Origin of the sequence: Kitasatospora kazusensis (genome assembly GCF_039529945.1) — a bacterium.
GTDB lineage: Bacteria > Actinomycetota > Actinomycetes > Streptomycetales > Streptomycetaceae > Kitasatospora > Kitasatospora kazusensis.
In genome coordinates this window covers 1-11,757 of record NZ_BAAANT010000080.1, presented here as the reverse complement: position 1 = coordinate 11,757, position 11,757 = coordinate 1, and the positions used below count along the sequence as shown (strand labels likewise).

At 72.0% G+C, this 11,757-nt stretch carries 11 protein-coding genes; all 11 read left to right on the top strand.

All coding sequences use genetic code 11. The annotated features are described in order from the left end of the window. The first annotated feature begins 145 nt into the window (after positions 1-145). The 11 genes from clsA to ABD330_RS31430 all read left to right on the top strand — a co-directional run bounded on the left by clsA (position 146) and on the right by ABD330_RS31430 (position 11,702). Positions 146-766 (top strand): cardiolipin synthase ClsA, encoded by a 621-nt coding sequence (gene clsA, locus ABD330_RS31480; RefSeq protein ID WP_344469723.1) that lies wholly within the window; start codon positions 146-148, stop codon positions 764-766. Positions 767-950: 184 nt separating this feature from the next. After that, positions 951-3,446: a sugar phosphate nucleotidyltransferase gene (locus ABD330_RS31475; protein WP_344469722.1), complete on the top strand. Its 2,496-nt coding sequence runs from the start codon at positions 951-953 to the stop codon at positions 3,444-3,446. A 171-nt stretch (positions 3,447-3,617) separates the two neighbouring features. Continuing rightward, entirely contained in the window at positions 3,618-4,559 is a 942-nt protein-coding gene (locus tag ABD330_RS31470; RefSeq protein WP_425555715.1) for a DUF881 domain-containing protein, read from the top strand. Beyond that, on the top strand, positions 4,556-4,888 hold the full coding sequence (locus ABD330_RS31465) for a small basic family protein (protein WP_280719555.1): 333 nt from the start codon (positions 4,556-4,558) through the stop codon (positions 4,886-4,888). The genes ABD330_RS31470 and ABD330_RS31465 overlap by 4 nt, the downstream gene beginning before the upstream one ends. Positions 4,889-5,112: 224 nt before the next feature. Then, the gene (locus tag ABD330_RS31460) at positions 5,113-5,982 is read left to right on the top strand and encodes a DUF881 domain-containing protein (protein WP_425555716.1); all 870 of its coding nucleotides are present in this window, start codon (positions 5,113-5,115) and stop codon (positions 5,980-5,982) included. A gap of 493 nt (positions 5,983-6,475) precedes the next feature. After that, positions 6,476-7,018, top strand: coding sequence for a double zinc ribbon and FHA domain-containing protein (locus ABD330_RS31455; RefSeq protein WP_344469719.1), 543 nt, complete (start codon positions 6,476-6,478; stop codon positions 7,016-7,018). A gap of 62 nt (positions 7,019-7,080) precedes the next feature. Next, on the top strand, positions 7,081-7,824 hold the full coding sequence (gene ftsR / locus ABD330_RS31450) for a transcriptional regulator FtsR (protein ID WP_344469725.1): 744 nt from the start codon (positions 7,081-7,083) through the stop codon (positions 7,822-7,824). 123 nt (positions 7,825-7,947) lie between these two features. Beyond that, on the top strand, positions 7,948-8,418 hold the full coding sequence (locus tag ABD330_RS31445) for a bifunctional nuclease family protein (protein ID WP_280719553.1): 471 nt from the start codon (positions 7,948-7,950) through the stop codon (positions 8,416-8,418). Positions 8,419-8,664: 246 nt separating this feature from the next. Then, positions 8,665-9,351 (top strand): MerR family transcriptional regulator, encoded by a 687-nt coding sequence (locus ABD330_RS31440; RefSeq protein WP_344469718.1) that lies wholly within the window; start codon positions 8,665-8,667, stop codon positions 9,349-9,351. A 140-nt stretch (positions 9,352-9,491) separates the two neighbouring features. Beyond that, positions 9,492-10,211, top strand: a complete 720-nt coding sequence (locus ABD330_RS31435; RefSeq protein ID WP_425555714.1) for a SanA/YdcF family protein — start codon at positions 9,492-9,494, stop codon at positions 10,209-10,211. 120 nt (positions 10,212-10,331) lie between these two features. Further along, positions 10,332-11,702: a DNA polymerase IV gene (locus ABD330_RS31430; protein ID WP_344469717.1), complete on the top strand. Its 1,371-nt coding sequence runs from the start codon at positions 10,332-10,334 to the stop codon at positions 11,700-11,702. The last annotated feature ends 55 nt before the right edge of the window (positions 11,703-11,757 follow it).

Here is an 11,757-nt window from a genome sequence, read left to right as displayed (position 1 = left end):
TGGTACTGCAGGGGGGACCCTGTGGGAGAGTAGGACGCCGCCGAACAATCATTCAGGAGAAGCCCCTCATCCGGGAACGGATGGGGGGCTTCTCTGCTGTAAGGTCAATCTCGCAGAGTAGTCGTTCCGTACAGGAGGCCCCCAGGTGGAGGTCCAGGAGACGCGCGTCCAGACGGACCGCGTCCTCACCATTCCCAACCTGCTGAGCATGGGCCGGCTGGTGGGCGTGCCCATCTTCCTGTGGCTGATCCTCTGGCCGGAGTTCGGCGGTCCGAACAACGACGGCTGGGCGATCCTGCTGTTGATGGCAAGCGGGGTCAGCGACTACCTGGACGGCAAGCTCGCCCGCAAGTGGGGGCAGATCAGCCGGCTCGGGCAGATTCTCGACCCGGCGGCGGACCGGCTGTACGTGCTGTCCACGCTGGTCGGGCTGACGTGGCGTGAGATCCTGCCCTGGTGGGTGACGGCGATCCTGCTGGCGCGTGAACTCTTCATTGCGTCGCTGCTGCCGATTCTGAACCGGCACGGGTACGGGCCGTTGCAGGTGAGCTTCCTCGGCAAGGCGGCCACGTTCAATCTGATGTACGCCTTTCCGCTTCTGCTCCTCGGCGCCGGTCACAGCTGGATCCACACGCCGGCCCTGGTGGTCAGCTGGGCGTTCATCTGGTGGGGGACCACCCTCTACTGGTGGTCCGCGATCCTCTACGCCGTCCAGGCCCGCCGCATCGTGAAGGCCGACCGGCTGGACGGTACGGCCGCGGTCTGAGACCGGGAGGTCAGGAGGTCCGGGATCCCGCGGTCTGAGGCCGGCCTTCCGCTTCGTGCTTTCCCCCGGTGAGACGATTGGCACGTCATGGCGGTGCGTCGGGCGTGCTTATCCGGGTACAGGTGCTCTGAACGGTTTGATGGACCCCAGGGTTCTTTCCAGACCTCGAAGGAGACGCACCCGCATGAAAGCCGTTGTAATGGCAGGGGGCGAGGGTACTCGCCTCCGCCCGATGACTTCGAGCATGCCCAAGCCGCTGCTTCCGGTCGTGAACAGGCCGATCATGGAGCACGTCCTACGCCTGCTCAAGCGGCACGGCCTCACCGACACCGTCGTCACCGTCCAGTTCCTGGCTTCCTTGGTGAAGAACTATTTCGGGGACGGCGAAGATCTGGGCATGCACCTCACCTATGCCAATGAGGAGACCCCGCTCGGTACCGCCGGGAGTGTCAAAAACGCGGAGGACGCGCTCAGGGACGACTCCTTCCTGGTGATCTCCGGGGACGCGCTGACCGATTTCGATCTTTCCGACCTGATGGCCTTCCACCGGGAGAAGGGCGCGCTCGTCACGGTCTGTCTGACCAGGGTGCCCAATCCGCTCGAATTCGGTATCACCATCACGGACGACGAGGGGCGGGTCGAGCGCTTCCTGGAGAAGCCGACCTGGGGCCAGGTCTTCTCGGACACGGTGAACACCGGCATCTACGTCATGGAGCCGGAGGTCTTCGACTACGTGGCGGCCGGCGAGTCGGTGGACTGGTCGAGCGACGTGTTCCCGCAGCTCCTGAAGGAGGGCAAGCCGGTCTTCGGCTACGTCGCCGAGGGCTACTGGGAGGACGTGGGCACCCACGAGAGCTACCAGAAGGCCCAGGCGGACGTGCTGGAGGGCAAGGTCGAGGTCGAGCTGGACGGCTTCGAGATCTCCCCGGGCGTCTGGGTGGCCGAAGGCGCCGAGGTGGACCCGGAGGCCGTGCTGCGCGGGCCGCTCTACATCGGCGACTACGCGAAGGTGGAGGCCGGGGTCGAGCTGCGCGAGCACACGGTGCTCGGCAGCAACGTGGTCGTCAAGCGCGGTGCGTTCCTGCACAAGGCGGTGATCCACGACAACGTCTACATCGGGCCGCAGTGCAACCTGCGTGGGTGCGTGGTCGGCAAGAACACCGACGTCATGCGGGCCGCCCGGATCGACGACGGCGCGGTGATCGGTGACGAGTGCCTGATCGGCGAGGAGTCGATCATCTCGGGCAACGTCCGGGTGTATCCGTTCAAGACCATCGAGGCCGGCGCCTTCGTCAACACCTCGGTGATCTGGGAGTCCCGGGGGCAGGAGCACCTGTTCGGGCTGCGCGGCGTGTCCGGCATTCTCAACGTGGAGATCACCCCCGAGCTGGCCGTCCGGCTGGCGGGCGCGTACGCGACGACGCTCAAGAAGGGTGCCACCGTCACCATCGCGCGTGACCACTCGCGTGGTGCGCGGGCGCTCAAGCGGGCGATGATCTCGGGGCTGCAGACCAGTGCGATCGACGTCCGGGACCTGGAGAACGTCCCGATGCCGGTGGCCCGCCAGCACACCGCGCGCGGCAGCGCCGGCGGGATCTTCCTGCGGACGACGCCCGGGGTGCCCGACTCGCTCGACATCCTGTTCTTCGACGAGCGCGGCGCCGACCTCTCGCAGGCCGGGCAGCGCAAGCTCGACCGGGTGTACGCGCGGCAGGAGTACCGGCGCGCCTTCCCCGGTGAGATCGGCGACCTGACCTTCCCGTCCAGCGTCTTCGACTCCTACGCGGGCAACCTGCTGCGGGCGGTCGACACCACCGGCGTCCGGGAGTCCGGGCTGAAGGTGGTGGTCGACACCGCCCACGGCAGCGCCGGGCTGGTGCTGCCGAGCCTGCTGGGCCGGCTCGGGGTCGAGGCACTGACCGTCAGCAGCGGGCTGGACGAGGCCAGGCCGACCGAGGACGCGGACGAGCGCCGGGCCGGGCTGGCCAGGCTGGGCGAGCTGGTGGCGTCCTCGCGGGCGGCCTTCGGGGTGCGGTTCGACCCGGTCGGCGAGCGGGTGTCCTTCGTGGACGAGCTCGGGCGGGTGATCCAGGACGACCGGGCGCTGCTGGTGCTGCTCGACCTGGTCGCGGCCGAGCGGCGCAGCGGCCAGGTCGCGCTGCCGGTCACCACGACCCGGATCGCCGAGCAGGTGGCGGCCTACCACGGCACCCAGGTCGTCTGGACGACGACCTCGCCGGACGACCTGGCCAAGGCCGCCGCGGCCGACGGCACGGTGTTCGGCGGTGACGGGCGCGGCGGATTCGTCGTCCCCGAGTTCAGCCAGGTGCTGGACGGGGCAGCGGCGTTCGTCCGGCTGCTCGGGCTGGTGGCGAGGACGCAGCTGACGCTGAGCCAGATCGACGCGCGGATCCCGCAGGCGCACATCCAGCGGCGGGACATCGCGACGCCCTGGGCGGCGAAGGGCATGGTGATGCGCTCGGTGGTGGAGGCGGCGGGCAGCCGGCGCCTGGACACCACCGACGGGGTCCGGGTGGTCGAGCCGGACGGGCGCTGGACGCTGGTGCTGCCCGACCCGGCGGAGGCGGTGACGCACCTGTGGGCCGAGGGCCCGGACGCCGCCGCCACGGAGCAGCTGCTCGACGAGTGGGCGGCGGTGGTGGACAGCGCCGGGCGCTGACGGCTCCGCGGGCGGGCCCGCCTCACCGGGCGGGCCCAGGCGCGGAGAGCTGCGCGGACCGGGAGGTGCGGCCCCGCACCTCCCGGTCCGCGCAGCCCCCTCGGGTGCCACGGGCCGGGCCCACCGGGAAGGCCGGGGGCTGTGTGCCCGGTGGGTCGGCGACGTGGGACGATGTTCCGCATGCCAGCACCGCCGACACCGAGTGACCGGGACGGACGTTTCGCCCGTCCGGACGCCTCGATGTCCCTGCTGACCACCGTGATGGAACACAGCCTGGACGACGGCTACGCCGAGGCGGCGCGCGCGAAGGGCCGCGAGGGGACCAGCAGGCTGCCCGGGTCGCTGCGCGGCCGGCTGACCCTCGCGCTGGGCCTGGCGCTCGCCACCACGGTGGTCACGGTCGGTGCGGTCACCTCGCACGAGGCCGAGCCGACCCTGGCCAAGGAGCGCGACGCGCTCGTCCAGCGGGTGAACGACTCGACCACCGCGGCCGACCGGATGCAGAAGCAGATCCAGGACCTGCGCCACCAGGTCGACCGGGCCCAGCAGCAGGTGTTGCCGAACGGCAGCGAGAGCAGCGTCGCCGAGCTGGCGGGCCGGGTCGGCACGGGGGAGGTGTCCGGTCCGGGGGTGAAGCTGGTGATCGACGACGCCTCCGGCACCGGGACCGGCGGGTCGGCGAGCGACCCGCGCCTGGCGGACGGCTTCCACGACACCGGGCGGCTGCGCGACCGGGACCTCCAGCTCGTCGTCAACGGGCTCTGGCAGGCGGGCGCCGAGGCGGTCTCGGTGAACGGCCAGCGGCTGACCGCGCTCTCGGCGATCCGGGCGGCGGGTGACGCCATCCTGGTCGACAACCGGCCGCTCGTGCCGCCGTACACGGTGCTCGTGATCGGGGACGGGCCCCGGCTCGTCCCGGCGTTCCAGGACGCCGAGGCCGGGCGGTACCTGAAGATCATCCAGGACAGCTACGGCATCAGGTCCACGCTGACCGTACAGAAGAAGCTGACGGTGCCCGCCGCGCTCGGCATCACGCTGCGGTACGCGCAGCCACAGACCTCGGAGGCGCCCACCGCGGCGCCCACCACAGGGACAGGAGCACCAACGCCGTGATTGCCGTACTGGGTCTCGCCATCGGGGTGGTCGTCGGCCTCTTCGTACAGCCGTCGGTGCCGGACGCCGTGGTGCCGTACCTGCCGATCGCGGTGGTCGCGGCGGTGGACGCCGTCTTCGGCGGGGTGCGCGCGATGCTGGACGGGATCTTCGACGACAAGGTCTTCGTGGTCTCCTTCCTCTCCAACGTGGTCGTCGCCGCGCTGATCGTCTTCCTCGGCGACCAGCTCGGGGTCGGCTCGCAGCTGTCGACCGGTGTGGTGGTCGTGCTCGGGATCCGGATCTTCTCCAACGCGGCCGCGATCCGCCGGCACGTCTTCCGGGCCTGAGAGGACACCACGTGGCTGAGGACCAGGACAAGAACCAGGACCGCCGTGCGCCGGACGAGGAGCCGGTGCCGGAGGGGCTCCCCGAGGGTGCCGTCCCGGCGGACGCCGCCGCCCCGGGGGAGGACTCCCCGGCGGAGGGCGCCCTGACCGCGGCCGAATCGACCGCGGCCGAATCGGCGTCGGCCGAATCGACGGGGGCCGAACCGGCGTCGGCCGAGCCGACGGTGCGGAAGGCGCAGGAGCTGCCGGAGTCCGCGCCCGTCGAGCCGGAGGCGGTCGGGTCCGAGGCGCCCGAGCCGGCCGGTTCGGAGCCGACTGTGCCCGGGGCGCCGGAAGTTGACGGAGTGTCAACCCCGGCGACCGTGCTGCCCACCGACGCGCGGCGCAGGCTGAAGGCGGCGCTCTGGCCGCCACGGGTCTCGCGCGGGCAGCTGGTGGTGGCGCTGCTGCTGTTCTCGCTGGGGCTGGCGCTGGCCATCCAGGTGCGGTCGACCAACGACCACAGCCAGCTGCGCGGCGCGCGCCAGGAAGATCTTGTCCGCATTCTCGACGAACTGGACAGCCGTCAACAGCGTCTTCAGCAGGAGAAGGCGCAGCTGGAGCAGTCCCTGACCCAGCTGGAGAACAGCTCCAACCAGGCCAAGGAGGCCCAGGAGCAGACCCAGAAGAAGGCGACGGAGCTCGGTGTACTGGCGGGAACGGTCAAAGCCACTGGTCCGGGCATCGTCCTGGCGGTCGATGACCCCCAAGGGCAGGTGAAGGCCGATATGCTGCTGGACACCCTGCAGGAACTCCGAGCAGCGGGGGCGGAGGCGATTCAGATCAACGATGTGCGAGTGGTGGCCGGCACCTACTTCACCGACGCGTCGGCGGGTGGGGTGCAGATCGACGGCAGGACCGTGTCGCAGCCGTTCCGCTTCACCGTGGTCGGGAATCCGCAGGACCTGACGCCCGCGCTGAACATCCCGGGCGGCGTCGTCCGCACCCTGGAGAAGCAGCAGGCGCGCGCCACCATCACCGAGCAGCAGAAGGTCGTGGTCGACGCGCTGGCCGACCCGAAGGCCCTCCAGTACGCCAAGCCGGCGGCGAAGTGACGGGGCGACCACCGCACACTCCGTCAGCTGCCGGACGCCCCCGGTGCAGGACCACCGGGGCGCGTCGGCGACACTGGGAAGTACCACTGGCTCGATCCCGGCCGGATGCCGGGCTCACCGCCTGTCCGAGATTCGCACCCTGCCCCGCGGGCGGGTCTGTCACACGCAAGGGGATTCGCCCGTGAGTCTGTTCTCGAAGTTGTTCGGCCGTAGCAACCGCCGGGCCGCCGCCGTGGAGATGCCCACGGCGCGGCACCGCCGGGCGGACGAGGAGGCCGGCGTCCCCGGGATGCGGCCCGCGCCCGAGGAGGGCCAGTACGCCGAGCGTCCGATGTTCCGGGACGGTCCGGGTGCCGCCGCGCAGGTCGGTGGCAATTCGGGCGGCTACGGCGCGTCGGCCGACGGTTCGGGCTCGCCGCGCATAGGTTTCCCGTCAGGACCCTCAACCTCTGGTGGAGGGTTTGCCCCGGATCCCTACGCGGAGGCTGTGAACATGGCTGGCCCCACTCCGTGCCCCAGGTGCGGGAACCAGAACCCGGCCGCGGCCCGCTTCTGTTCCAACTGCGGCTCCGCCCTGCGTGGCGGGTTCGCACCCGAGGGCGCGGTGGAGACCACCTCGACCATCTCCATCTCCGGTCTGGAGTCGTACGACCCCAACGCCACCGGCACCGGCGCCACGCCGGCCCTGTCGGCCGAGGTGATGTCGGCGATCGACGCGCTGCCGCCGGGCTCGGCCCTGCTGATCGTGCAGCGCGGCCCGAACTCCGGCAGCCGGTTCCTGCTGGACGCCGACGTCACGACCGCCGGGCGGCACCCCGAGGGCGACATCTTCCTCGACGACGTCACGGTCTCGCGCCGGCACGTGGAGTTCCGCCGGATCCCCGGCGGCGGCTTCGTGGTGGCCGACGTGGGCAGCCTGAACGGCACGTACGTCAACCGGGAGCGGATCGACGAGGTGTCGCTCAACAACGGTGACGAGGTACAGATCGGCAAGTACCGGCTGGTGTTCTTCGCCAGCCACCAGCGGGGGTACTGAACCCAACGTCGGCAGGAGCCCGAGTGACCGCGCACACCCCTTCACCCGTCGAGCCCACCCAGGTGCCCGGTTCACGCCGGGCGGGCGAGGTGCGGCGGCGCGGTGACGAACTGCTCAGTATCGGCGCCGTGCTGACGTTCCTGCGGGACGACTTCCCCGAGGTCACCATCTCCAAGATCCGCTTCCTGGAGGCGGAGGGCCTGGTCGAGCCGCAGCGGACGCCCTCGGGCTACCGCAAGTTCAGCCCGGCCGACCTGGAGCGGCTCGCCTACGTGCTGCGCGTCCAGCGGGACCACTACCTGCCGCTGCGGGTGATCCGCGAACACCTGGACGCGATCGAGCGCGGCGAGGCGCCGCCGGCGCTGCCCGCGGCCGAGGTCAGGCCCGGTCCGCTGGAGGAGGCGGACCGGGAGCTGGTCGCCGCCTCCGGGGCGGCGCCCGGCGTCCGGCTGGGCCGGGCCGAGCTGCTGGCGGCCGCCGAGGCCGAGGAGCGCGAGCTCGTCGAGTGGGAGGCGTACGGGCTGGTCGCGGCCGGCCCGGACGGCGGGTACGACGGGGAGGCGCTGCAGGTGGCCCGGCTGGTGGCCGAACTCGGACGGTACGGCCTGGAGCCGCGCCACCTGCGGGCGACCAAGGCGGCGGCGGACCGTGAGGTGTCGCTGGTCGACCAGGTGGTCGCGCCGCTGCGCCGCCACCGCAACCCGCAGACCAGGGCCCACGCCGAGGCCACCGCGCGCGAACTGGCGACCCTCTCGGTCCGCCTGCACGCCGCGATGGTGCAGGCCGGGCTCCGGGCCAGGCAGTAGACCGGGGTGATCCGGTACCGGCCTGCCGCCGCGTTCCACGAGTCAGGCCTTCGGGCTCGCAGTGACGGCCCCTCGGACCGGCTGCGCTTTCATATCCGGGGCATGGGTCATAGGGTTGCGACTGTGAATGAGCTCGACGTCGTAGGTGTCCGGGTGGAGATGCCTTCCAACCAGCCGATCGTGCTGCTGCGGGAGGTAGGGGGAGATCGGTACCTGCCGATCTGGATCGGCCCCGGCGAGGCGACCGCGATCGCCTTCGCCCAGCAGGGGATGACTCCGGTGCGCCCGCTCACGCACGACCTCTTCAAGGACGTGCTGGAGGCGCTGGGGCAGCAGCTCACCGAGGTCCGGATCAGCGACCTCAGGGAGGGCGTGTTCTACGCCGAGCTGGTCTTCTCGGGCGGCGTGGAGGTGAGCGCCCGTCCGTCGGACGCGATAGCGCTCGCGCTGCGGACCGGGACTCCGATCTACGGGAGCGAGGAGGTGCTCGCCGAGGCGGGCATCGCGATCCCGGACGAGCAGGAGGACGAGGTGGAGAAGTTCCGCGAGTTCCTCGACCAGGTCTCGCCGGAGGACTTCGGCGGCCAGCAGTAAGACCGACCGGCCTGAGTAGTCCCGCGGTGTTCCACTCGCAAGTCGGGTTTTGCCAAAGTCTCTCCGCTTACCCACACTAGGGGCACGAAAAACCACTCGACTGAGTGATATTCGTGCCGAGCCTCGGCGTGGCGATCGTTGACGGGTCCCGGGCGACTGCCTACCGTCAGGAGTGGCTCCGGTGAGTTACTCCACCTGGGCCCGATCGCGCACCAAGGCGCACCGGACGAGCGGACGGAGGTTGGCATGAGCGGCATTGGCGAAGAGGCGGCCGTTGGAGCTCTGTGCTCCGTGCACGTCCCGCGCTCCGCACGCACCCTGCTGGAGCGGGTGCGGGAGTCCGCCCTCCCCGAGCAGCCCGAGGGCGACCGGCCCCGGACGGGGCGCTTCCCGGCCGTGCAGGCCGGACAGCCGGCGATCGAGCGGCTCCCCCCGACCTCGGGCCTGGTCGGCTACCGGGGCCCGACCGCCTGTGCGGCGGCCGGCATCACCTACCGCCAGCTGGACTACTGGGCCCGTACCGGCCTGCTGCAGCCGAGCGTCCGCTCGGCGTACCCCGCGAGCAGCCAGCGGCTCTACAGCTTCCACGACATCCTGCTGCTGAAGATCGTCAAGCGGCTGCTGGACGCCGGGGTGTCGCTGCAGAACATCCGGGTGGCCGTCACCCATCTGCAGTCCGTCGAGGTCGCCGACCTGGCCGGGCTGACCCTGATGAGTGACGGGGCCACGGTGTACGAGTGCACCTCGCCGCAGCAGCTGGTCGACCTGCTGAAGGGCGGTCAGGGCGTGTTCGGCATCGCGGTCGGCGCCGTCTGGCACGAGCTGGAGACCGCCCTCGGACGCCTGCAGGCCGAGCGGACGGACACCGGGGAGACCCTGATCGGGCACGACCCCTCGGACGAGCTGGCCCAGCGCCGCAACCGCGCCGGGTAGCCGGCAGCCGTACGCGCGAGGCCCGGACGGGGAACCGTCCGGGCCTCGCGCGTCGTCGGGGCAGGTGAGTCGATCAAGGGAGCACAGTGGCAGGGATACCTCGGACACGCCGGACACCCCGGATACCCCGGATCTCCCGGGTGCCTCGGCCGTCCCGGATCCGGCTGCCCCGGATCGAGCCGTCCCGGATCCGGCTGCGCGGCAGGCGCGCGCAGCGCAGGGCGTTCCAGGCGGTGGCCCTGCTGAGCGTGCTGGCGGCGGCGCCGTCCGCCTGGCTGTGGCTGGGCGCGGGGGACCGGGTCGGTACGGTCGCGAGCGCGCCGTCGGCACCGGTCGCGGTGGTGTTCGGCGCGGGGCTGGTCGACGGCAAGCCCTCCCCGTACCTCGCGCACCGGCTCGACGCGGCGCTGACGCTCTTTCAGGAGCACAAGGTCCAGGCCGTCCTGGTGACCGGCGACAACAGCCGGGCCGGGTACGACGAGCCCGACGCGATGGGCGACTACCTGGTCGCGCACGGGGTGCCCGGGATCCGGGTGGTCCGGGACTACGCGGGCTTCGACACCTGGGCGTCCTGCACCCGGGCCCGGCGGATCTTCGGGGTGGACCACGCGCTGCTGGTGAGCCAGGGCTTCCACGTCCGGCGCGCGCTCGCGCTCTGCGAGGCGGCGGGCATCGACTCGTACGCGGTCGCGGTGGACGAGCCGCACGACGCCACCTGGTACTACGGCGGCCTGCGGGAGATCCCGGGCGCCGGGAAGGCCCTGCTGAGCGCCACCCTGCACCCGGACCCGCAGTTCCTCGGTGCCGAGGAGCCCGGCATCGCCGCGGCGCTGGCCGACGCGGCGCGGCCGCGCGGGTAGGACCGCGCCCGGTGCGGCGCCCCTGTGCGCGCCGTGCGGCTGGCCCGGTGGCGGGCCCGGCGGGAGGGACGGCGGTGCGGCTGAGCCGGGATTGTCGTACCCCTGCGGCATGATCGGCAGGTGCGGTCGGTTCCGAGCATCATTCATCTCGACATGGACGCCTTCTTCGCCGCGGTGGAGCAGGCGGCCAAACCCAGCCTGCGCGGCAAACCCGTGGTGGTCGGCGGCCTCGGCGGGCGCGGGGTGGTGTCGACGGCCTCGTACGAGGCGCGCAAGTTCGGCGTGCACTCCGCGATGCCGATGGCCCAGGCCCGTCGGCTCTGCCCGAACGCGGCCTTCCTGACGGGCCGCTTCGGCGCGTACCGGCAGGTCAGCGAGACGGTGATGGGGCTGCTGCGGGAGCTCTCGCCGCTGGTCGAACCGCTCAGTCTGGACGAGGCGTTCGTCGACCTGGAGGCCGGGCCGTACGGGCCCGCGCTGGCGGCGGCCGGGGCGGCGGGCGCGCCGGAGCTGGTGGTGGCGATCGCGGAGGACCTGCGGGCCGACATCCTGCGGCGGACGGGCCTGACGGCCTCGGTCGGCGCGGCCGGTTCCAAGCTGATGGCGAAGATCGCCTCCGAGCAGGCCAAGCCCGACGGTTTCGTGCTGGTCGGCGTCGGCACCGAGCGGGCGGTGCTCGGCCCGATGCCGGTCCGCGCGCTGCCCGGGGTCGGCCCGGCCACCGAGCAGGTGCTGCACCGGGTCGGGGTGATGACGGTCGCCGACCTGGCGGAGACGGGGGAGACCGAGCTCGTCCAGCTGCTGGGGAAGGCGCACGGCGCGGGAGTCCACCAGATGGCGGTCGGCTTCGACTCGCGTCCGGTGGTGCCGGACCGGGACGCCAAGTCGGTCTCGGTGGAGGACACCTTCGAGGTGGACCTCGCCGACCGGGACCGCATCCTGCACGAGGTCGAGGTGCTGGCGGCCCGCTGCGTGGCCCGGCTGCACGCGGCCGGCCGCTCGGGCCGGACGGTGGTGCTGAAGGTGCGGCGGTTCGACTTCTCCACGCTGACCAGGTCGGAGACGCTCCGCGGGCCGACGGACGACGCGGCGGTGATCTCCGAGACGGCCCGGCGGCTCGCGCTGGCGGTCAACACCACGGGCGGGGTGCGGCTGCTGGGGGTCGGTGTCTCGCAGTTGGCGGACTTCTCCCAGGAGGACCTGTTCGCCCAGTCGGCCCGCGAGACGGCGCTGCCCGAGGAGCCCGCACCCGTGGTCGAGGAGGCCGAGCCCGTGGCTCCGGTGCCCGCCGTCCGGCACTGGCGGCCCGGGCAGGACGTGACGCACGCGGAGCTCGGCCCCGGCTGGGTGCAGGGCAGCGGGGTCGGCCGGGTGACAGTGCGCTTCGAGACGCCCGGCGGGCCGGTGGGCCGGGTCCGCACCTTCTCGGTGGACGACCCGGAGCTCGTGGCCTCCGAGCCGCTGCCGCTCACTGAGTGGCAGCGCCAGTAGGCCGGGTACCGGCTGCAGACAGGGGCGCGTGGGGGTACCCCCGCGCGCCCCCGGG

What these genes read in the sequence shown, in the direction of transcription:
- ABD330_RS31455 (WP_344469719.1), top strand. Translation starts at nt 6,476, where the DNA reads ATGGCTGGCCCCACTCCGTGCCCCAGGTGCGGGAACCAGAACCCGGCC.
- ABD330_RS31440 (WP_344469718.1), top strand. Translation starts at nt 8,665, where the DNA reads ATGAGCGGCATTGGCGAAGAGGCGGCCGTTGGAGCTCTGTGCTCCGTG.
- ABD330_RS31470 (WP_425555715.1), top strand. Translation starts at nt 3,618, where the DNA reads ATGTTCCGCATGCCAGCACCGCCGACACCGAGTGACCGGGACGGACGT.
- ABD330_RS31475 (WP_344469722.1), top strand. Translation starts at nt 951, where the DNA reads ATGAAAGCCGTTGTAATGGCAGGGGGCGAGGGTACTCGCCTCCGCCCG.